This window comes from Variovorax boronicumulans NBRC 103145, from assembly GCF_001591345.1.
In the GTDB taxonomy this organism is placed as follows: domain Bacteria; phylum Pseudomonadota; class Gammaproteobacteria; order Burkholderiales; family Burkholderiaceae_C; genus Variovorax; species Variovorax boronicumulans.
Window position 1 is genome coordinate 14,670 of record NZ_BCUS01000031.1, and the last position, 21,328, is coordinate 35,997.

General features: G+C 67.3%; 20 protein-coding genes. 13 read left to right on the forward strand and 7 right to left on the reverse strand.

The window, feature by feature from the left end; all coding sequences use genetic code 11:
- Nucleotides 1-6 precede the first annotated feature (6 nt).
- Nucleotides 7-690 (reverse strand): class I SAM-dependent methyltransferase, encoded by a 684-nt coding sequence (locus VBO01S_RS11525; protein WP_062474109.1) that lies wholly within the window; start codon nucleotides 688-690, stop codon nucleotides 7-9.
- A 75-nt stretch (nucleotides 691-765) separates the two neighbouring features.
- Entirely contained in the window at nucleotides 766-1,965 is a 1,200-nt protein-coding gene (locus tag VBO01S_RS11530; protein WP_062474110.1) for an MFS transporter, read from the reverse strand.
- Nucleotides 1,966-2,375: 410 nt separating this feature from the next.
- Between VBO01S_RS11530 and VBO01S_RS11535 the strand changes: the two genes are divergently transcribed.
- Nucleotides 2,376-3,785 carry a DUF2130 domain-containing protein gene (locus VBO01S_RS11535; protein ID WP_062474111.1) on the forward strand — a complete coding sequence of 470 codons (1,410 nt, stop codon included), beginning with the start codon at nucleotides 2,376-2,378 and terminating at the stop codon, nucleotides 3,783-3,785.
- A gap of 25 nt (nucleotides 3,786-3,810) precedes the next feature.
- Nucleotides 3,811-4,218, forward strand: coding sequence for a GNAT family N-acetyltransferase (locus tag VBO01S_RS11540; protein WP_062474113.1), 408 nt, complete (start codon nucleotides 3,811-3,813; stop codon nucleotides 4,216-4,218).
- Nucleotides 4,219-4,236: 18 nt separating this feature from the next.
- Here the strand turns inward: VBO01S_RS11540 and VBO01S_RS11545 are convergent, their stop codons facing one another.
- Nucleotides 4,237-4,761: an Lrp/AsnC family transcriptional regulator gene (locus VBO01S_RS11545; protein ID WP_062474115.1), complete on the reverse strand. Its 525-nt coding sequence runs from the start codon at nucleotides 4,759-4,761 to the stop codon at nucleotides 4,237-4,239.
- 92 nt (nucleotides 4,762-4,853) lie between these two features.
- Between VBO01S_RS11545 and VBO01S_RS11550 the strand changes: the two genes are divergently transcribed.
- Both VBO01S_RS11550 and VBO01S_RS11555 read left to right on the forward strand, forming a co-directional pair.
- Nucleotides 4,854-8,462, forward strand: a complete 3,609-nt coding sequence (locus VBO01S_RS11550) for an indolepyruvate ferredoxin oxidoreductase family protein (RefSeq protein WP_062474117.1) — start codon at nucleotides 4,854-4,856, stop codon at nucleotides 8,460-8,462.
- 86 nt (nucleotides 8,463-8,548) lie between these two features.
- Nucleotides 8,549-8,905 carry a hypothetical protein gene (locus VBO01S_RS11555; RefSeq protein ID WP_062474119.1) on the forward strand — a complete coding sequence of 119 codons (357 nt, stop codon included), beginning with the start codon at nucleotides 8,549-8,551 and terminating at the stop codon, nucleotides 8,903-8,905.
- Nucleotides 8,906-9,242: 337 nt separating this feature from the next.
- Here the strand turns inward: VBO01S_RS11555 and VBO01S_RS11560 are convergent, their stop codons facing one another.
- The 3 genes from VBO01S_RS11560 to VBO01S_RS11570 form a co-directional block, all read right to left on the reverse strand.
- Nucleotides 9,243-9,662 carry a DUF2846 domain-containing protein gene (locus VBO01S_RS11560; RefSeq protein ID WP_062474121.1) on the reverse strand — a complete coding sequence of 140 codons (420 nt, stop codon included), beginning with the start codon at nucleotides 9,660-9,662 and terminating at the stop codon, nucleotides 9,243-9,245.
- Nucleotides 9,663-9,765: 103 nt separating this feature from the next.
- Complete coding sequence (locus VBO01S_RS11565) at nucleotides 9,766-10,311, reverse strand: hypothetical protein (RefSeq protein WP_062474123.1); 546 nt, start codon at nucleotides 10,309-10,311, stop codon at nucleotides 9,766-9,768.
- 85 nt (nucleotides 10,312-10,396) lie between these two features.
- Complete coding sequence (locus VBO01S_RS11570) at nucleotides 10,397-11,215, reverse strand: pilin (protein ID WP_062474128.1); 819 nt, start codon at nucleotides 11,213-11,215, stop codon at nucleotides 10,397-10,399.
- 751 nt (nucleotides 11,216-11,966) lie between these two features.
- On the opposite strand from VBO01S_RS11570, the gene VBO01S_RS11575 reads away from it, so the two are divergent.
- Nucleotides 11,967-13,019: a DUF1566 domain-containing protein gene (locus tag VBO01S_RS11575; RefSeq protein WP_062474130.1), complete on the forward strand. Its 1,053-nt coding sequence runs from the start codon at nucleotides 11,967-11,969 to the stop codon at nucleotides 13,017-13,019.
- A 225-nt stretch (nucleotides 13,020-13,244) separates the two neighbouring features.
- Entirely contained in the window at nucleotides 13,245-13,805 is a 561-nt protein-coding gene (locus VBO01S_RS11580) for a dihydrofolate reductase family protein (RefSeq protein ID WP_062474132.1), read from the forward strand.
- Nucleotides 13,806-14,023: 218 nt separating this feature from the next.
- Here the strand turns inward: VBO01S_RS11580 and VBO01S_RS11590 are convergent, their stop codons facing one another.
- Nucleotides 14,024-14,821: an IclR family transcriptional regulator gene (locus tag VBO01S_RS11590; protein WP_235944061.1), complete on the reverse strand. Its 798-nt coding sequence runs from the start codon at nucleotides 14,819-14,821 to the stop codon at nucleotides 14,024-14,026.
- A gap of 109 nt (nucleotides 14,822-14,930) precedes the next feature.
- On the opposite strand from VBO01S_RS11590, the gene VBO01S_RS11595 reads away from it, so the two are divergent.
- From VBO01S_RS11595 to cpaB, 7 genes are all read left to right on the forward strand, one after another.
- Nucleotides 14,931-16,088 (forward strand): acyl-CoA dehydrogenase family protein, encoded by a 1,158-nt coding sequence (locus tag VBO01S_RS11595; protein WP_062474138.1) that lies wholly within the window; start codon nucleotides 14,931-14,933, stop codon nucleotides 16,086-16,088.
- The gene (locus VBO01S_RS11600; RefSeq protein ID WP_062474140.1) at nucleotides 16,085-17,224 is read left to right on the forward strand and encodes an acyl-CoA dehydrogenase family protein; all 1,140 of its coding nucleotides are present in this window, start codon (nucleotides 16,085-16,087) and stop codon (nucleotides 17,222-17,224) included. Before VBO01S_RS11595 ends, VBO01S_RS11600 begins: the two co-directional genes overlap by 4 nt.
- Before the next feature lie 34 nt (nucleotides 17,225-17,258).
- Nucleotides 17,259-18,227 carry a Bug family tripartite tricarboxylate transporter substrate binding protein gene (locus tag VBO01S_RS11605; RefSeq protein WP_062474142.1) on the forward strand — a complete coding sequence of 323 codons (969 nt, stop codon included), beginning with the start codon at nucleotides 17,259-17,261 and terminating at the stop codon, nucleotides 18,225-18,227.
- Complete coding sequence (locus VBO01S_RS11610; RefSeq protein WP_062474144.1) at nucleotides 18,227-19,444, forward strand: CaiB/BaiF CoA transferase family protein; 1,218 nt, start codon at nucleotides 18,227-18,229, stop codon at nucleotides 19,442-19,444. The genes VBO01S_RS11605 and VBO01S_RS11610 overlap by 1 nt, the downstream gene beginning before the upstream one ends.
- A gap of 210 nt (nucleotides 19,445-19,654) precedes the next feature.
- Complete coding sequence (locus VBO01S_RS32650; RefSeq protein WP_167395048.1) at nucleotides 19,655-19,801, forward strand: hypothetical protein; 147 nt, start codon at nucleotides 19,655-19,657, stop codon at nucleotides 19,799-19,801.
- Between the two features lie 16 nt (nucleotides 19,802-19,817).
- Nucleotides 19,818-20,402: an A24 family peptidase gene (locus tag VBO01S_RS11615; RefSeq protein ID WP_062474146.1), complete on the forward strand. Its 585-nt coding sequence runs from the start codon at nucleotides 19,818-19,820 to the stop codon at nucleotides 20,400-20,402.
- A 33-nt stretch (nucleotides 20,403-20,435) separates the two neighbouring features.
- On the forward strand, nucleotides 20,436-21,275 hold the full coding sequence (cpaB, locus tag VBO01S_RS11620) for a Flp pilus assembly protein CpaB (RefSeq protein ID WP_062474148.1): 840 nt from the start codon (nucleotides 20,436-20,438) through the stop codon (nucleotides 21,273-21,275).
- Nucleotides 21,276-21,328: the final 53 nt, after the last annotated feature.

The following is a 21,328-nucleotide window of genomic DNA, read 5'->3' on the forward strand; positions in this document are numbered from 1 at the left end:
TTCGGCTCAGGCTTGTGCGACCCAGCCTCTGAAGGCCATGCCTGCATAGAACAGGCGGACGTTGGTGAAACCCGTCTCTTCGAGCAACGCCTCTTCCTGTTCCGGGCTGAGCAGTGTCAGCGTCGAACCGATCGCGGAGGCCGCCTTGCGCGCGTTGTCCGGATCGACGCCGGAAGCCGCCGCGAAAGCGACGTAGCGTGAGAGCCACAGCTCTCGCTCCCCATGTGCCTGGGGAAAGCTGAGATGCGCCATGACGAACGGCGCACCGGGCTTCAGGCGGTGACGAATTTCCATCAGCGTCGACCTGCGTTCATCGAGCGTCAGGAAGTGCATCGTCAGCAGGCAGGTCGCCGCATCGAACGGGCCTTCGGGTGCCGTGTCGGTGTAGCCGTGGTGCAGCGTGACCCGGTCGGCGAGCGGGCCGAGCGTTTCCGCGGCGAGGTCGAGCATGGGTTGCGACGGATCGACGCCGACGAAATGCCATCGGGGATGCGCCTGCGCGAGCACCTTCAACTCCATGCCACCACCGGCGCCGATGACCAGCACGTGGGCCGCATCCGGCGCGCGTTCGGCGACGAGCAGGGCTGCCATCGTCTGCAGGTCGTGCAGGCCTGGCACCAGGCGTGCGGTCTTCTCGGGGTAGTTGTTGGTGGTGGACGACGTGCTGAAGGCGGCGGTGGGCTGGGACATTTCCACAGTCTATGTGGGCGTCGCGCGCTTCGCAGGCGCAGGGCTGCGGGAGAGCCCAGCCAGCCTGCGACCGCCTCAGGCCCGCGTCGAAGCGCGCCCGGCCTGCGACCCCTTCGCGAGCCGCCACGTCATCCCGATCCCCACAACTGTCGCGATCAGCCCCACCAGGAACACACTGTCGTGACCGTAGTGGTCAGCAATCAGCCCCGCCATCGGGCCTGTGACGCCGTACGCCAGATCCTGGAACGCCGCGAAGCCGCCGATGGCCGTTCCGCGCAGGTGGGCGGGCACGCGCTTGACGGCCTCCAGTCCCATGGCAGGGAAGACCATCGAGCATCCCATGCCGGTCAGCAGTGCGCCCACCATCGCTACGACGGGATGGGGCGCGAGCCACAGCAGCGCTTGACCCACGGCCTCGATCGCCAGGGAGACCAGCGCCACTTTGATTCCGCCGATGCGGTCGGGCAAGCGACCTGCCAGCAGGCGCACCAGGACAAAACCCAGGCCGAAGCATGTCAGTCCGTAGCCGGCACCCTGCCAGCCATGGGCCAGGAAGTACAAGGGGAAGAACGCGCCCAAGGCGGCGAAGCCGACGCCTTGTAGGCCCACGACTGCGCCTTGCTTCCAGATGAGCCCCAGCACATCGGAGAAGGGCGCGCGGCGCCCCTGTGCCGACATGGCGGGCGCGATGGACCACAGCATCGCGCCGCTGACCAGCGGCAGGGCGATGCTGCCCGCCATCAGGCCGGCGAAGCCGAGCCTTTCCAGCAGCCAGAGGCCCAGGGGCCCGCCCACTGCAAATGCGCCATACATGCCGGTGCCGACGAGCGCCATGACCTGCCCGGACCGCGCGGGGCCCATGGCCGCCATCGCCCAGCCCAGCATGCCGACGAGCGCGAAGCTTTCGCCGAGGCCCAGCACGAGACGCCCCACCAGAAGAACCAGGTACGCGCCGACGCCATGGCCCAGCACGGGCAGCGAGGAGGCCCAGCACAGGAGCGATGCCGCCGCATAGAGGACAAGGCCCCGGAACATGGCGAACTTGCCGCCGCGTTCGTCAGCCAGACGGCCCGCCCAGCCGCGACTCAGGATGGTGGACAAAAAGGCAATGCCGACACCCAGGCCAGACGCGACATTGCCCAGGCCCAGCGTCTGTGACACGTGGAGCGTCACAGCCGGCATCGACATGGCGACAGACAGGTAGGCGAGAAATAGCGCGAGGGTCATCCAGACCAACGTGCGCAGGGAAGAAGAGTTTGTTTGGACGTTCGTCATCGAGCGCCGCTCCTTGAGTTTTCAAAGGCGGCACCAGCCGGTCGAATGGGCGGGACGATGAGCACCGAAGCGACCCACGCACACCGCCAGTCGGCATGCGGGTGCCACTGGTGATGCGTTGGTTGACGTAAACGCTTACGGCGGGATGGAGCTCTGAACAGGTCAGAGTCGATTTTTGCAGCGGCGATTCTAGCAACGTGATCGAGAACGCATCACTCGCTCGCAGATGTCGGCACGGTCTTCACGCGCCTGCCGCTCGCCGGCGCTTCCTGTCCGGCTACAGTCGGATGGCTCCATGTCCCTGACCCTATGAACAGCATCACTCCCTGCGATTCCGCCCGAACGGCGCGGCGCTTCGCTGCACTCCCTCTCTTGCCGACGCCCACCCTGACGATGGAGCGCACATAGCCATGCACGAAATCATCTGCCCCCATTGCAGCAAGGCATTCAAGATCGACGAAGCCGGCTACGCGGACATCCTGAAGCAGGTGCGCGACGGCGATTTCGAGAAGCAGTTGCACGAGCGGCTGGAACTGGCCGAGCGGGACAAACGCGCCGCCGTCGAACTTGCCCAGACCCGGGCCGCCGGCGAACTGCAGAAGGCCGCCGCCGCCAAGGACGGCGAGATCCAGGAACTCAAGGCGAAGCTCGAGGCCGGCGATGTCGCGCGAAAGCTGGCCGTGAGCGAAGCCCTGGGCGCCGTGGAACGGGAGCGCGACGCGCTCGCCAACGAGCTTGAAAAGGCCAAGCAGGACAAGCTGGCCGCCACCGCGCTCGCCGAGGCACGGCATGTGGGCGAACTGCAGAAGAGCGCCGCTGCGAAGGACGTGGAAATCCAGGAACTGAAGGCCCGGCTCGACGCCATCGAGGTGGCGAAAAAGCTCGCGATCAGCGAGGCCGTCAGTGTGGTCGAGAAGGAGCGGGATCAGTGGAAGAGCGGCCTCGAGCGGGCGGAGCTCGAGAAGCAACTCGCCGAGAAATCGCTCAAGGACAAGTACGAGACGCAGATCAAGGATCGCGAAGGAGAGATCGAGCGGCTGCGCGACATGAAGGCGCGCCTGTCGACCAAGATGGTCGGCGAGACCCTGGAGCTGCACTGCGAGACCGAGTTCAATCGCATCCGGTCGATGGCGTTTCCCCGCGCCTATTTCGAGAAGGACAACGACGCGCGCACGGGCAGCAAGGGCGACTACATCTTCCGCGACGCGGACGAGGCCGGCACCGAGATCGTCTCGATCATGTTCGAGATGAAGAACGAGAACGACCGCACCGCCACGAAGAACAGGAACGAAGACTTCCTGAAGGAACTCGACAAGGACCGCACCGAGAAGGGCTGCGAGTACGCGGTGCTGGTGTCGCTGCTCGAGCCCGACAACGAGCTGTACAACACCGGGATCGTCGATGTGTTCCATCGCTACCCGAAGATGTATGTCGTGCGCCCGCAGTTCTTCCTGCCCATCATCACGCTGCTGCGCAATGCGGCGATGAACTCGCTCAAGTACAAGTCGGAGCTGGCGCTGGTCAAGGCGCAGAACATCGACATCACGAAGTTCGAGACCGAGCTGGAGACCTTCAAGGCCGCCTTCGGCAGGAACTACGACCTGGCCCACGGCCACTTCCAGAAGGCGATCGCGGAGATCGACAAGTCGATCGACCACCTGCAGAAGACGAAGGAGGCGCTGCTCGGCACCGACCGCAACCTGCGCCTTGCGAACGACAAGGCGCAGGACGTGACGATCAAGAAGTTGACGCGCGGCAACCCGACGATGGCGGCCAAGTTCGCCGAACTCAAGAAGCTCGGGTCTTCCGAGACGGAATGAGCCTGGGAGCTACGCAAAGAAATTCATGAACAACATCACCATCGACTACCGCCAGGACGTGCCCCTGGACCCGGCCGACGTCGCCCGCGTCTTCGACCGCTCCGGCATCAAGCGCCCCACGAACGATCTCGCCCGGATCGCGCGGATGTTCGCCGCGCCCAGCCTTTTGCTGTCGGCCTGGGTCGACAACGAACTGGTGGGGCTGTCGCGGTCGCTGACCGACCATGCGTACTGCTGCTACCTGTCGGACCTGGCGGTGGACAAGAAGTACCAGGGCCATGGCATCGGCCGGGAGCTCGTGCAGCGCACGCAGGCGATCATCGGCGAGGAGGTGTCGTTGATCCTGCTCTCGGCACCCGACGCGATGTCTTACTACCCGACGCTCGGCTTCGAGCTGGCGCAGAACGCGTACGTCATCCGGCGCAAGCGCTAGAGGCCACTGCGCCACGCCTCACGGCGACCGCCGTGACCCCGCCAGCCCGGCCTTCGCATCCAGCAGGTGTCCGAGCGGCAGCGCCGTCTCCGACTTGATCTCGCGCAGCACGATGCTCGAGCGCACGTGCGTCACGCCGGGCAGGCTGAACAGCACCTCGTGCAGGAAGCGCTCGTAGTGCTTCATGTCGGGCACGGTCACGTTGAGGATGTAGTCCGCGGGCCCGGTGGCCGACACGCAGCGGATGATCTGTGGGCTCGCGGCCACGGCTTCTTCGAAGCGCTGCACCATCGCCTCGCTGTGGCGGTCGAGGTTCACCTCGGCCACGGCCGACACGTGCAGGCCCACGTGCTCGGGATCGACGAGCGCGGTGTAGCCGCGGATGACGCCGGCTGCCTCCATGTCCTTGATGCGCTTCCAGCAGGGCGTGGGCGACAGGCCGACGGCCTCGGAAATCTGCTGCACGGTCTGCCGGCCGTCATGCTGCAGTGCAGAAAGAATCTTGAGGCAATGCTCGTCAAGAGAAACAGAACCGACGTTCATCTTGGTTTTTGAGTGAATTCTTCTTCAAACAAGGGTCTGCGCCAGTGTATTGAAGAAACACTTACTTGGGGGGGCGCAGAACAATTCCGGGCATGAACGCCCCACTTGAAGCGACCGCACTCCGACGGCCCGACTACCAACTTTCCGACAACCTCTGGGCCGATGCCGGCTCGGTCTTCCTCACCGGCACGCAGGCGCTGATCCGCATCCTGGCGATGCAGGGCCAGCGCGACGCGGCGCGCGGCCTGCACACGCAGGGCTTCGTCAGCGGCTACCGCGGCTCGCCGCTGGGCATGGTCGACCAGGCCATCTGGAAGGCCGGCGAGCGCTTCAAGAAGACCGGCATCCGCTTCGTTCCTGCCGTGAACGAGGAACTCGCGGCCACGCAGGTGCTGGGCACGCAGCGTGTCGAATCCGACCCCGAGCGCACCGTCGATGGCGTGTACGCCATGTGGTACGGCAAGGGCCCGGGCGTGGACCGCGCGGGCGATGCGCTCAAGCACGGCAATGCCTACGGCTCGTCGCCGCACGGCGGCGTGCTGGTGGTGGCGGGCGACGACCACGGCTGCGTGTCGTCGTCGATGCCGCACCAGAGCGACCACGCCTTCATGGCCTGGCGCATGCCCGTGATGCAGCCCGCGAGCGTGGCCGAGTACCTGGAGTTCGGCCTGTACGGCTACGAGCTGTCGCGCTACTCGGGCGCGTGGGTGGGCATGGCGGCGCTGTCCGAAATCGTCGAGAGCGCGGGCACGGTGGACCTCGATGCGGTGAATGCGCGCGTCGCCGCCTGGGAAGACGCCGATGCCGTGCGCGCCGCCACCGGCCATGCCGCGCCGCCCGACGGCCTGCACTACCGCTGGCCCGACCTGCCGTCGCTGCGCATCGAGTCGCGGCTGGAAGACAAGCTCGCGGCCGTGGCCGCCTTCACGCAACGCAACAGCATCGACCGCCACGTCATCGTGAGCCCGCATGCCAAGGTGGGCATCGTCACCTGCGGCAAGGCGCACCACGACCTGATGGAGGTGCTGCGCCGGCTCGAACTCTCGCCCGATCAGCTCGCGCGCGCCGGTGTGCGGCTGTACAAGATCGGCCTGAGCTTTCCGGTCGAACAGACGCGCCTCAAGGAATTCGCGCGCGGGCTCGGCGAGATCCTCATCGTGGAAGAGAAGGGCGCGGTGGTCGAGACGCAGTTGCGCGACATCTTCTACAACGCGCCGCCCGAGGCGCGCCCCGTGCTCGTGGGCAAGCACGACCACGCGGGCCAGCCGCTGGTGTCGGCGCTCGGCGAGCTGCGGCCCTCGCGCCTCATCGAGCTGGTCGCGCACTGGCTGGCTGCGCACTTTCCGGAGAACCACGACCTGGGCGATCACCTGCAGCACGTGCGCGACTTCACGCCGCCCGAGCTGCTGGCCAACGCGAGCGATGCGGTCAAGCGCCTGCCGTACTTCTGCGCCGGCTGCCCGCACAACACCAGCACCAAGGTTCCCGAGGGCTCGACGGCGCGCGCGGGCATCGGCTGCCATTTCATGGCCAACTGGATGGACCGCAGCACGGCGGGCCTGATCCAGATGGGCGGCGAGGGCGTCGACTGGATCTCGCACGCCATGTTCACGAAGACGCCGCACGTGTTCCAGAACCTGGGCGACGGCACCTACTACCACTCGGGCTACCTCGCGATCCGCCAGGCCGTGGCGGCCAAGGCCACGCTCACCTACAAGATCCTGTTCAACGACGCGGTTGCGATGACGGGCGGCCAGCCGGTCGACGGCGTCATCAGCGTGGACGCCATTGCGCGGCAGGTGGAGTCGGAAGGCGTCACCAAGGTGGTGGTGGTGAGCGATGCCATCCATCACTACGACGCCATCAAGAACAAGTTTCCGGCGGGCACCGAGTTCCACGACCGCGCCGCGCTCGACGAGGTGCAGCGCCGCCTGCGCGAGATGCCCGGCGTGACCGTGCTCATCTACGAGCAGACCTGCGCGGCCGAGAAGCGCCGTCGCCGCAAGAAGGGCGAGCTGGCCGATCCGCCCAAGCGCCTGTTCATCAACGAGGCCGTGTGCGAAGGCTGCGGCGACTGCACCGTGCAGAGCAACTGCGTGGCCGTGCTGCCGCACGAAACACCGATGGGCCGCAAGCGCAAGATCGACCAGACCAGCTGCAACAAGGACTACTCCTGCGCCAAGGGCTTCTGCCCCAGCTTCGTGGGTGTCACCGGCGGCAAGCTGCGCCGCAAGAGCGGGGCGCTCGCGGCCGGGCGCGATGCCTTCCTGCACCGCGTGGGCGCGCTCGCGCATCCCGCGCCGCATGCATGGACCGGTCCGTACGACCTGCTCGTGACCGGCGTGGGCGGCACGGGCGTGGTGACGGTGGGCGCGGTCATCGCGATGGCCGCGCACCTCGAGGCCAAGTCGGCCAGCGTGCTCGACTTCATGGGCTTCGCGCAGAAGGGCGGTTCGGTGCTGAGCTTCGTGCGACTGGCCGACACGCCCGAGCGGCTGAACCAGGTGCGCATCGACACGCAGCAGGCCGACGCCATCCTCGCGTGCGACGTGGTGGTGGGCGCCTCGGCCGACGCGCTGCAGACCGTGCGGCACGGGCGCACGCGCGTGCTCGCGAACATCCACGAGATCCCGGTGGCCGAGTCGCTGCGCAACCCCGATGCCGACCTGCATGTCGACCTGCTGCTGGAGAAGATGCGCTTCGTCGCGGGCGAAGAGCAGGTCGAGACCTTCGATGCGCAGAGCCTGGCCGAGGAGTTTCTGGGCGACACGCTGGCCGCGAACATCGTGGCCACCGGCTATGCGTGGCAGCGCGGCCTCGTGCCGCTGAGCCTCGAGGCGCTCATGCACGCGATCGAACTCAACGGCGTGGCCGTGGCGGCGAACCAGTCGGCGTTCTCGCTGGGGCGGCTCGCGGCGGGCGACCCGGCGGCGCTCGACCAGCTGCGCGCGGCACCGGTTGAGGCGGCGGCGCACCAGGTCGACGACCGCCCGCTGGAAACGCTGCTCGCCGATGCGCGCCGCCATCTCACCGGCTACCAGAACGCCGCGTGGGCCGCGCGCTTCGACCAGCGCATTCGCGCACTGCAGGCGGTCGAGTCCGCAATGCCGGGTGGCGATGCGAGCCTGCCCTTCACGCGCAACGCGGCGCGCAGCCTCTTGAAACTCATGAGCTACAAGGACGAGTACGAGGTCGCGCGCCTGTACACCGATGGTGCGTTCCTGCAGAAGCTGAAGGACCAGTTCGAAGGCGATCTGAAGCTCGAGTTCCACATGGCGCCGCCACTGCTCTCGCGCCCCGCGCACGGACAGGCACCCGCCAAGGTGCGCCTCGGTGGATGGATGCTGCCGGCCATGAAGTGGCTGGCCCACGGCAAGCGCCTGCGCGGCACGCCCTTCGACCTGTTCGGCCACACGGCGGAGCGCCGCACCGAGCGCGCGTTGATCGAGCACTTCGACCGCCTGCTGCAGGAGATGGCCACCGCGCTGACGCCCGACAACCAGCCGACCGCCGCACGCATCGCGGCGCTGCCGCTGTCGGTGCGCGGCTTCGGCCATGTGAAGCTGGCGAACCTGGACGCGGCGCGTCTGCGCGAGGCCGTGTTGCTGCACCGCTTTGCGCCGTCGCGCTACGCGAAGCCGGTGGACGCACCCAGCGCCGGGCAGATTCGGGGTATCGCTATCGTGGCAAGCGCGCGGTAGTGGGCGCGGGAGGCGAGCGTAAGTTGCTCGGCTACGATCCTTGCCGAAGCACTCACCCCCGCCACACCCCGACGATCACAGGACCCATGCGCGCCTTCCTCTACTACGCCCTGATGCTCCTGCTCGGATTCGCCTGGTACAGGTACGGACAGAACCTGCTGCGCAAGGGCTATCGCGATGAGAAGGGCGAACTCACCCAGGGGCTCGTAGGGCCCGTCGGATTCCTGCTGACCGCTGGCGTGACCTGCTACCTCTTCTTCGCCATGCTGCGCGCCCTGGTCCGGGGCGAGGTGCCCTGCGTCGGAAAGGGCTGCGTGGGGCAGGTCTACACACTGGCGGCGCATGCAGGTGAGTACTGGGCCAACATGTTTTTCATCGCATGGTGTGTCCTGGGCTTGGGCTACGCGATGTACGTGACGCTCAGGATCTGGTTCCGGGCTTAGCGCGCAGCGCTGGAACAACAACGGTCTGAGGCCGGTGTTGAGTGCCACTGATTGGATGCCTCCTGTGGGGGCCGAGGGCTACTTCCCGGTAGCTCCCGAAGGGCCTTCGATGCACATGGATGGACTCCGCATGCCAACCAATCGCCACCCCATTTGAGGCGACCACGGCGAACGTCGTGAACTCGCGGTCGGCGATGCGGATGTGAGTTCATCGTCGTCATTTTCGATTCGTTGAGTCAGTAGCTGTCTGTTTGCAGCGCGTTGCCCATCGCCGATTCCGCGGAGTCACGACCGGGCCGGCAATTCCGCTGCTCTGGTGTCGGAGCAAGCCGCCTCGTTACTTCGAATCTTTGGTCAGCGCGATCTCGGGGCTCGCAAGCGCCTCTGGCAATCGCGTCAGGCGAAACGACCGGGTGCCCACCGCCCCCGATTCGACGTACGACGAATCCAATCGCAGGTAGATCGATTCGCCGCGCTGGGCCTGGAGCGGAACGCCAGCGAAACCTCGGTACTCCTTGAGGTCGAGTCGGACCAGGTGTTGTCCTTGCGTGACTGGAATCGCGAGGTAGCCGGAGTTCGCCAGCTTGCCCACGAGATTTTCGTCGACCAGCACTGGGACAGACATTGCGGAATTCTTGAACTGGTCGTTGCGGTAGACGTAGACCACAGCGCCTTCGTCAAGGCCAAGCGACACCGGCTTGAACTGAGGACCTGTTGCCGAACACCCCACAAGTACCAGGCCGGCAAGCGCGGTCATGACCCATCGACGTGTTCGTACTGAGACTGCTTTCATCTGGCATTCCAATTCGGTCGCATTCGTCCTGGCATTCCGTGCCCTTGAAGCGAGAGCTTGTGAAAGCTCAAGTGGGTGTTTTTTCTTGCACTTCCGATGGTCGATCTTCTCGGTCTACCAACCCGTTCGCTGCAAGGATGAAAGAGCTGAGGGCTCGCGCCTTGAAGACCAGCAGACATCCCACGGCCAACTGCAGCACGCCCACCAAGCCGTCAACGTGGCGCCAGTCATCCATGGTCGTCAGCGGCTGCCCGCTTGCAATCCAGAGGGCGCACAGCGACAAGTAGCTCGCGACAGGCATCAGCCCACGAAACGCGATGACCACGAGACCGAGAGCGATGCAAGCCACGGGAACGACCTGAAGGATGGGCAGTGTCATTCGCTCCTGGCCCGCAGTGCGCGGAAGAATCCGCTGGGCGATTGACATTGGCAGGAACCAGCTCACCAAGGCTGCCAGCAGGTACACGCCTGCGATCAGGTAGGGCACCCATGTCGGCGCTCCGGGCCCGCTTGACTTCAATGCCTGCGCGATGGCGTATGCCTGGAACGCCGAAACGGCCAGCCAGATCGAGAAAAGACGGCAAGCCAAACCTACAACTTGTTGTGGTGTCATTTTCAAGGGGGGGAATCAAGGGATGAAAGATCGCCAGCCATTCAGTGGCCCAGCGAGCAGGCCAGCTGTAAACGAGTCGTCCGCACTAGCGGCACTCCCGAGGCAGCAGATGCACGGGGATGTCCTCTGACCTGCAGGTCCAAGTGACGACGCCATCGGCAGTGGTCCTTGGAATGAGGAGGAAGGAGCGCCCCGCAACTACGCTGGTGTTCATCACGACGGTGATGACGCCGCTGCGGGTGTCCACTCGCATCTCTCGCATGTGGGGCGTTGGCGATGCCGAAAAACCCGCTTCTGCGAAGTCGATGGGGATGCGGCGATTGCGGGTGTGGAAACGCTCCACCGCCGCGCTGGCGGTCTTGGCTTGCACGAGGGCTTCGTGAAGCCTGGTACGTACCGTGTAGTCCTGATATGCGGGCAATGCTATCGCCGCCAGCATGCCTATGAGCGCGGGGACGAAGAGAACATAGAACAGCACCACAATCACCTTGCTGGTACCGCCCGCTTTGTTCAGGTAGGCGAGTTGCGCGCGCGCATCCGAGGATTCAGTGCGTGCCTGCTCGATGAGCTGGCGGCAACGCCGGTAGTAGATCCCATCCCCGAGCAGCGCGGGGACGACGAAGAGCAAGGCGAGAAATCCCAGACCCACCATTGCCGCCCAATCCGCCCCCACCATCGGTACCAGCATCGCAGCCATGGCCAGGAGTACATACGGCGCGGCGAAGTACCCCAGGGCATGCCACCAGAGCTTGCGATAGAGCAGCCAATAGACAGTCAGGAAAAAGGCGGGCCAGTGCCAGCCAAGATACGGACCGCTTGTCCGGTCGAAGGCCCTGAACTTGGCAACGTAGTGCGCTTGGTTGTGAGGGCCGACGGCCGCCGCGTACAGCGATGCCTGATCCATTGCGGCATTGACAGCGGTGGAGCTTGGCGCCAATGCTTGCCAATCGCTGGAGCTACCCAGTGTCGGCTCTATACGCACAGCAAGCTCCCCCATGCATCGGGACTGCGGACAGTCCGTGCATCCCGCAGTGCCTCCCTCCATGCCTCATCCATCTTGAGAACCTCCAGCCCGGAACCGGCTCTTGCTCGGTGATTTTGTGTTGATGCCAGTTCGGAATTGAATGTTACTAAATATGTTCCTGGACGGGCATGGCGCGTTCGGCGGGGAGCGAAAAGCTTCGAACATCGCTCGTGGATTCGCACTTTCTGTGGTGCGCCATTGGAGCGCTCGCCCCATGGCCACGATGCTGCGCCACTGGCCGGGATCTGTTACGGGCGGTGCAAGGTCGGGTGGCCGGCACTCGAAGAACCCGTGCGATGGGTACCATCAGCCACGACCGGCCGTTCGCCGGGGACGGTTGGGCCGACGATGTTGAAGACGCTCGCAGCAGCTGAGGGACGTTTGCTTGGGTAGCACGCGAATCCGTTTCCACACCACCACGATCTGCACGTCCGCAGCAGCGGTTCGCGCGGCAGCCGCAGCGGTCGTCCTGCTGGGGCTGGCCGCCGCGCCCGCCGCTGCGCAGCCGCCACCGGCCACTACCGGACCGACCACAGTGAAGGTGCCACCCACCGGCGCGCGCACGTGCCTGGGCTTGCAGCAAGACGGCAGATCCGCCCCTCGGTCCTGCACGGACGCGGGACCGCTGGCCTTGATCCCCAAGCAGGACGGCATGTTGCGCGCGGGCCCACCCGACTACGAGGCGGTGGCCGGCCAACCCTTGACCTCGTGCGTGCGCGACCGGGTGTCCGGGCTGGTCTGGGAGGGCAAGCCCGACAGCGGCAAGCTGGCGTGGATGAGGACACAGGCCGGTCCGCCGGGCACCGGCAGGCTGATCGACACCTATGGCCCGCACAACGAGCCAGCGCCCGGCAGCCGGGCCAACACCGACGCCTATTCCTACTACGGCGACGGGCGGCCGGGCGATGCCATGGCCTATGTGGCGCGAGTGAATGCGATGCGCCTGTGCGGCTTCACCGATTGGCGCCTGCCCACGGTGGCCGAGCTGCACGGCCTGATCGATCTGGGGGAGCTGATCAACGAACGGACGGGGCGATGGCCCGCCGAGCAGGCCGCCGTCGATGCGCGATGGCTGCCCAACACCGTGCCGGGCAACTACCTGAGCTCCGAGCCGGACGACGAGACCCGCATCTGGTGCGTGAGCTTCAAGCTCGGGTTCGTCTACAGCTGCAACCGCAGGATGGAGAGAAAACCGCAGCCGTTGTTCATTCGCCTGGTGCGCGGCCCCGAAGTGCCGGAGACGGGACGCTGGCGCGAAGTGTCCGACGAGCGCGGCGTGCCCGGCGGCGTGGTCGAAGACAGCCACACCGGTCTGGCGTGGCGCCGCTGCGACGAGCCGCAGGTATGGAACGGCCAGCGCTGCACCGGAACGGCCGGACGCTACCGCTATGTGCAAGCCCTGCAGCACGCCAGCACACAACCGGGTTGGCGCCTGCCCACCATCAAGGAGGTGAACAGCCTCGCAGAGCGCTGGTTCAAGAAGCTCGACATCCCCGCCGCCGATTTCCCGGCGTCCGGCACGCAGCCGCTGCGCGAAGGGTATCGGTCCTCCACCGTCTGCACCGCCGGCCCCGCGACGCGGGAGGCCCGTGCATGGATCGGAGGATGGGTGCTGGGAGGTGGGGGCGATATCTCTTGCGAGGCGCAGCCCATGCCCCTCGGGGTCCGGCTCGTGCGCGAGTGATGTGCGATGCGCATCTGTCTCGACGCCATGCTGTGAAGCTGTGGCGCCGGGTCAAGGACGACAAGCTCGCGCCTTGCCGCCCGTCGTCCCTGGCGTTTCTGTGCTTCCTCTTTGGCGAGGCATCGGCTACCGTCTGACGCGGCCTGCATGCGGCCACGAACGGTCATTCACGGTGCCGCCCCGCGCACCGAAAGCAGCAGGCCGCCCCACCCGGAGGAGACTCGCATGGGACTTCTGACCTTCAGCCTCAACGTCACCCTGGACGGCTGCGTCGACCACCAGGAGGGCATCGCCGACGACGAGACGCACGCCTTCTTCACCCGCCTCATGGACGAGGGTGGGGCGATGCTGTGGGGCCGCACCACCTACGAGATGATGGAGAGCTACTGGCCGGCGGTCGCCCGTGGCGATGTGGAGGCGCCGCCGGCGGTGCGCGAATGGGCGGCCAAGCTGGAGATCAAGCCGAAGTACGTCGTGTCGTCGACGCGAACGGACTTTCCGTGGAGCCACAGCCACCACCTCGCCGGCGACTTGCGCTCGGGCGTGCAGAAGCTCAAGGACGCGACCCCGGCCGGCGTGCTCCTCGGTAGCGGCAAGCTCGCGACCGCACTGGACCGGCTGGATCTGATCGACGAGTACAGGTTCCTCGTTCACCCCAGGATCGCCGGCCACGGCCCGACCCTGTACGAGGGCGGGCTGCCTCACACGCGACGGCTGGAGCTGGTCTCGGCGAACCCGCTTGGCAACGGCGCGGTCGCCATGCATTACCGGCGCGCGCGCGGCTGACAGTCAGCCACGCCCCCGGGCCAACGGAAACCGCACGGTCGTCACCGAGCAGTGCTCCAGCGCGAGGATCACCCACACATTACGGACCGCGCCCAGCGCAAAGAAGGTGGTCTGCTCGCGAAATGGCTGGGTGTAGGCCGCGCAAAAGGTCAGGGCGAAGCGAGGGGTGGGGAAGAAGTTCTCGGGTACTTTCGCACGGTCCCGCAATCCACGCCCCCTCACCGCAACCCCGACTGCCGATCCGCCGCCTCCACCAGCTGCATCAACCCTGGCCCGATGGTGTCCAGCAGCTGCGCCTTCTTCCAGCGGAACCCCGGCACCGCGCAGTTGAACAGCAGACGGCGCGGCCCGTAGCGGATGCGCGCCGCGGCGCCCGCGGCAAGCACGCCGAAGCCTGAATCGCCCAGGTTGATGGCGAAGCCGCGCTTGCCGTAGTGCGCCACGCTCTCGCGCACGCCTTCGAGGCAACGCGCGTGCTCGTCGGGCCGCTCGTGCTTCACGCGGGCCAGGAACTCCTGGCGCTCACCCGCAGGCAGCTGCGCGAGCCATGCACGCCCCATGGCGGTCTCGACGATGCCGCGCACGGCGCCCACGCCGGGGCGCTTGAGGGTGCCGCCCTCGTGGGCGCAGGTTTCCAGGTAGACCACGTCGAGGTCGCTGGTCACGCCGACCGACACCGCGCCTTCGATGCGGTCGGCCAGCTGCTGCATGGCCGGGCGCAGCAGGGCCAGCATCGGCGTGTTGATGACGTAGGGGTAGCACAGCGCCACGGCGGCGGGGCCGATGAAGTAGCGGTCCAGGCGTTCGTCGTGGTCCAGGAAGCCCATGGTCAGCAGGGTGCGGCACAGGCGCGAGACGGTGGGGCGCGACAGGCCCAGCTTGGCGGCGAACTCGCTGTTGGCGTGCGCGCGCGGGTCGCCCACGAAGGTCTGCAGGATGAGCAGGCCCTTGGCCAGGGTGCCGGCGATGTACGGGTCTTCGTCCCGCACCCGGCGCAGGTCGTCGGAATGCTTCATGGGCTGGCGGCGATTCTGGACAGGGCGGGGCATGGATGTGAATCGCAGTTTCAATGATTGAAATTCGGTGCCAGCAATTGTGGACCTGCTTCCTACAGTCGCGGCCACCATGATCCGAGACATCCCCCACTTCGAGGCCCTGCGGGCCGACATCCGCGCCTTCGTTCGCGAACGCTGGCATCCGCTGGAAGACCAGGTCAGCCGCGACAACGACATCCCGCCCGACGTGGTCGACGAGCTGCGGCGCAAGGGCTACTTCGGCTGGAGCATTCCCGAGGCGTACGGCGGCCTGGGCCTCACGACCGAGGAACTGGTGTTGTGCGCGATGGAGCTGTCGCAGTCGTCGGTGGCGCTGCGCGCCCGCGTGGGCACCAACACGGGCATCGGCTCCGAAGCGCTGGTGGCCGACGGCACCGAGGCGCAGAAGCAGCGCTGGCTGCCGCGCATGGCGACGGGCGAGCTCACGGGCTGCCTCGCGCTCACCGAGCCCGAAGCGGGCTCGGAGGCGAGCAACGTGCAGACCACCGCGCGCCGCGAGGGCGACCACTACGTGCTCAACGGCAGCAAGCGCTTCATCACCAACGCGCCGGTGGCCGATGTGTTCACCGTCATCGCCCGCACCGAAGACGGCTCGAAGGGCAGCAAGGGGGTGTCCGCGTTCCTGGTCGAGCGCGGGCCGGGCCTGACGACGGGCGCGCCCTACCGCATGATGGGCCAGGCCGGCTCGTTCGTGTCGGACGTGCATTTCGACGAATGCCGCGTGCATGCCGACCAGCTCATCGGCGGGCGCGAGGGCATGGGCTTCCAGACGGTGATGAAGGTGCTCAACAAGCAGCGCCTGCACCTGGCGGCGCTGTGCACGGGGCCGGCCATCCGCATGCTGGACCTGGCCATGGCGCACACGAGCAGCCGCCATCAGTTCGGCCAGGCGGTGGCCGACTTCCAGCTGGTGCAGGCCATGATCGCCGACAGCCGCACCGAGATCTACGCGGCGCGCGCGATGATCCTCGAGGCGGCGCGTGCGCGCGATCGCGGCGAGGACGTGGCCATGTCGGCCTCGATGTGCAAGTACTTCGCGTCGGAGATGTGTGGCCGCGTGGCCGACCGCGCGGTGCAGATGTTCGGTGGCTCGGGCTACGTGGCCGACTTCAGCCCCATCGAGCGCTACTACCGCGACGTGCGCCTGTTCCGCCTGTACGAGGGCACGAGCCAGATCCACCAGCTCAACATCGCCAAGCTGGCGCTGCGCGAGGCGGGCATGCGATGAACGTGCGCACGGACCTCGCGGCACGGGTGCGCGACTTCGTCGAGCGGCATTGCATCCCGCTCGAATCGAATGCCCATGTGCACGACCCGCGGGCGATGGACGCGGCGCTGTCGCAGCTGCGCCCGGTCGCGCGCGAGATCGGCCTGTACCTGCCGCAGATGCCGGTGGAGGAGGGCGGGCTGGGCCTGTCGTGGGTCGAGCGCGCGGCGGTGTTCGAGGAGGCCGGTCGCAGCTACCTGGGCCCGGCCGCGCTCAACTGCGCCGCGCCCGACCAGCCCAACATGATCAGCCTGCTGCGCCAGGGCACGCCCGCGCAACAGCAGCGCTACCTGCGGCCCTTGGCCGAAGGCCGCATCCGCTCGTGCTTCGCAATGACCGAGCCGGCGCCCGGCGCAGGCTCCGACCCGTCGATGCTGCGCACCACTGCGCGGCGCGAGGGTGATGGCTGGGTCATCGACGGCCACAAGTGGTTCATCACCGGGGCGGTGGGCGCGGCCTTCTGCATCGTGCTGGCGCAGACGGAAGAGGGGCCCACGCAGTTCATCGTGGACATGGAACACCCGGGCCTTTCGCTGGTGCGCGCCATCAAGGCCATCGACCCCTTCGCCGTCGGCGGCCACGGCGAGCTGTGCTTCACCGCCTGCCGCGTGGGCGCCGACGCGGTGCTGGGCGAGGTGGGCTCGGGCTTCGTGGCGGCGCAGCAGCGGCTGGAGCCCGCGCGCCTGTCGCACTGCCTGCGGCTCATGGGCCGCGCGCGGCGCGGGCTCGAGATCGCGCAGGCCTACGTGGGCGAGCGCACATCGTTCGGCGAGCGGTTGGCCGACCTGCAGCAGGTCCAGGCGATGGTGGCCGACTGTCACATCGACCTGCATGCCAGCCGGCTCATGAGCCTGGACTGCGCGCGCCGCATGGACGAGGGGCTGTCGGTGAAGACCGAGTCGGCGATGACGAAGGTCTTCGTGTCCGAGGCCCTGAACCGCGTGGCCGACCGCGCGGCGCAGATGTGCGGTGCGCTGGGCATGTCGGAAGACGCGCCCATCGCTCTCATCGTGCGCGAGCTGCGGCCGTTTCGCATCTACGACGGCGCCTCCGAGCTGCACCGCGCCACGCTCGGGCGCCGCTTCCTCACGCACTGACACGTTGAACACACAGAGAAACTGGAGACTGACGATGACATCCTTGATCAAGAAAATTTCGCACGTGGCCGCAGGCTTCGTACTCAGCCTGGCCGGCTCGCTGGCAATGGCTGCTTTCCCCGATCGCCCCGTGAAGCTGGTCGTGCCTTTCCCCGCCGGCGGCAGCACCGACCTGGTGGCGCGCGAGGTGGCGCTGGCGCTGGGCCATGCGCTGGGCCAGCCGGTCATCGTGGAGAACAAGCCCGGCGCCGGCAGCCTCATCGGCTCCGAGCTCGTAGCCAAGTCCGCGCCCGACGGCTACACGCTGCTCATGGCGGGCCTGACCAACATCTTCCTGCCCTACGTGCACAAGGGCCTCACCTGGAACCCGGTGGACGACTTCGTGCCCGTGGGCCTGGTGGCCGATCTGCCGAACGTGATCGCGGTCAACGCGAAGACGCCGTACCAGAAGCTGCCCGAGCTCATCGCCGCCGACAAGGCCAAGCCGGGCCAGCTCGCCTTCGGCTCCGCGGGCCCGAGCACGCCGTCGCATCTGGTGTGCGAAATGATCAACCACCAGGCCGGCATCAAGATGCAGCACGTGCCCTACAAGGGGAACGCGCCGGCGGTGAACGACCTGATCGCCGGCCACATCCCGGTGATGTGCAACAACCTCGGCGGCACGCTGCCCTACATGAGCAGCGGGCAGATCCGCATCCTGGCGCAGACCGGCCGCACGCGCTCGCCCTCGGCGCCCGACGTGCCCACCTTCGCCGAACTGGGCCTGCAGGGCTTCGACAGCGGCCTGTGGGTGGGCATCGTCGCGCCCAAGGGCACGCCCGATGCCGTGATGCGCCCATTGCGCGCGGCACTGGCCAAGGCCTTGCCCGCGGTGAAGGACAAGCTGGCCAAGCTGGGCGCGGCCGCGCTCGATCCGTCGCTGCCCGCCTACGGCCAGCGCATCGCCGCCGACCGCAAGCTGTGGGACCCCGTGCTCAAGCGCGTCGACCTGAAGGGCAACTGATGGGCCAGCCTGCCGACCACGCACCCCTGCACGGGGTGCGCATTCTCGACATGGCGACCGTGCTCGCCGCGCCGTTCTCGGCCACGCTGTGCGGCGACATGGGCGCCGACGTCGTCAAGCTCGAGCTGCCGGGCGGCGGCGATCCGCTGCGCGGGCTCACGCCGGTGCACGAGGGCCATCCGCTGTTCTGGAAGACCGCGAACCGCGGCAAGAAGGGCATCTCGCTGGACGTGCGCAAGCCCGAGGGCCGCGCGCTGTTCTTGCGGCTCATCGCCGGCTTCGACGTGCTGGTGGAGAACTTCCGCACCGGCACGCTCGATGCGTGGGGTCTGGACATCGCCACGCTGCACGCGGCCAACCCGCGCCTCATCGTGCTGCGCCTCACGGGCTTCGGCCAGACCGGCCCGTATGCGCGCCGACCGGGCTTTGCCCGCATCTTCGAAGCGATGAGCGGCTTCACGCACCTGACCGGCGAGCCCGATGGTCCGCCGCAGCACATGAACTATCCGCTGGGCGACGTGGTGGCCGGGTTGTTCGGCGCCTTCGCCATCAGCACCGCGTTGGCCGAGCGCAATGCATTGCCGCGCGCGCAGCAGCGGGGCGCCGAGATCGACCTTTCGGCCACCGAGGCGATGTCGCGCCTGCTCGATCCGCTGGCGGCCGAGCACCGCATCGGAGGCGTGGTGCGCGAAAGAACCGGCTCGCGCGCTACCTACACCGCGCCGTCCAACGTGTTCCGCGCGCTCGACGGCGTGTGGTTCACGCTGGTGGGCACGGGCGGGCCGATCTTCGCGCGCATCTGCCGCGCGATCGACCGAGAAGACCTGCTCGCCGACGCACGCTTTGCCGACAACGCCGCGCGCATCCGCCACCTCGAGGCGCTGGACCGCATCCTGGCCGACTGGTGCGCCAGCCTGCCATTCGCGGACCTGGCCGCGCGGCTGGACCGCGAAGACGTGCCCTACAGCAAGGTGTATTCGATCGCCGACCTGCGCGCCGACCCCCACATGCAGGCACGCGGCGCCTTCATCGACGTGCCCGACGAACAGTTCGGCACCGTGCCGGCACCGGCGGCGGTGCCGCGCTTCGTGGGGCGCGAAGGCGTGCGGCCGGCCGCCACGGGGCCGCGCACGGGGCAGCACAACGCCGAGGTGTATGGCGGGCTGGGCCTGGGCGAGGCGCAGCTCGCGGCGCTGCGCGACGCGCAGGTGATCTGAAGCGCGCCTGCGCTTTCGCCTGCCCTGCGGGGTAGGCGTTTTGTCATGCCTGTCCCCGTGCCGTCGCGGGACACCTGACTCCCCCAGAAAAGGGCGCTCCGCTCATGTGCGAAGGCGGTGCGATTCCTACAGTCATCCCCATGCCGAACGCTTCTTCCCACACCGGGAAGGCCAGCGGTTTCGGCCGGCCACGACCACCGGGGACACCGCATGGAACCGCTCGAAGTTCTGCCGAGAACCGCCCTGAGCCTGCTGCGCGAAGACGCCGGCATGTCGTTCATGGAGGTTGCGCTGATCGGTGCGCTGGTGATGGTCGTGGCCATTTTGCTGGTGCTCGCCCTGCGGCGCAGTGCCTGAACACGGGGAGCCCGCCATGCAGGAATTCAACGCTGTTCTCGAACTGCTCGCGATGCTGGCCACCGACATCCGCATGCTGGCGCTCTTCGCGCTGCTCGGCGTGGCGGCTGTCAGCGACTGGCGCTCTTATCGCATTCCCAACTGGCTGACCTTCGGCGGCGCGTGCTTCGCCCTTATCTACGGAACGATGGCGGCACGCACGCCGGCGTCGGGCGCGGCGAGTGCATTCGGTGGCCTGGCCGTGGGCTTCGCCGCGATGCTGCCGTTCTATGCGCTCGGGATCATGGGCGCCGGCGACGTCAAGCTGATGGCGATGACCGGGGCCTTCCTGGGGCCCCAGCAGACGCTGATGGCCTTGCTCTTCACTTTCATCGCGGGCGGCGTCGCGGCGCTGGCCTTCGCGATCCATCGCCGCCGCCTGGTCCACATGCTTGGCAACGTCAAGGCCACAGCGCAGGGCATGGTCATTTCCACCATCGCAGGCATGCGGCCCGACGGGCGCCTGCAGGCGAGCCAGTCCGTTGGCAAGTTGCCCTACGGCGTCTGCATCGCGGCGGGCACGGTGGTCCAAGTGCTGGCGCACCAGCTGGGCTTTGTCTAGCTCCTACATGTTTCACCCCTGGCGGAGGTTCGTATGAAGAACATCAAGGCGATCGGGCTGATCTTTCTGGCCCTGCTGTTCGGGCTGGCGGCTGCGGTCTACGCGACCGGCTGGATCTCCCGACAAAGTGGCATCGCGTCCAACAAGGTCGTGGTGGCCGCCGTCGACATCGACCTGGGCAGCCGCGTCAACGCGCAGATGCTGTCCACGGTCGACTGGCCCAGCGGCTCGGTGCCGAACGGCTCCTTCAGCGACATCAAGGCGCTGAACGACCGCGTGGTGAAGGTCGGCGTGCTGCGCGGCGAAGCGCTCATGGAGGGCAAGCTGGCGCCGGTGGGCACGCAGGGCGGGCTGTCGGCAGTGATCGCCAGCGGCAAGCGGGCCATGACGGTGCGCGTCAACGACGTCGTCGGCGTGGCGGGCTTCGCGCTGCCGGGCAACTACGTCGACGTGATGGTCAACGCCCAGCAGGACAAAGGGCGTGGCGAAGACGCGCTGCAGATCAGCAAGACCGTGCTCGAGAAGGTGCTGGTGCTGGCGGTGGCCCAGGAGGCCAACCGCGACGACACCAAGCCGAAGGTCGTGAGCGCGGTGACGCTCGAGCTTTCGCTCGAAGACTCCGAGAAGCTCGACCTGGCACGCAGCGTGGGCACCCTGTCCCTCGTGCTGCGCAACCAGATGGACAAGACCACGGTCGCCACCCTGGGCATCACCAAGGGGCAGCTGTTCGGCGAGAAGAAGGACATCGTGCCGGTCTCCACCGCGGCGGCTCCGGCCCACCCGCGGGTGCGGCTGGCAGGTCCCGCCACGCCGCGAGCCACCGAATGCGTGGAGGTGATCCAGAGCGCCGCCCGTTCGGTCACCTGTTTCTGATCGTCCATCAGGAGGAACACCAAGTGCGCCCACTCACAACAACCATCGCCCGT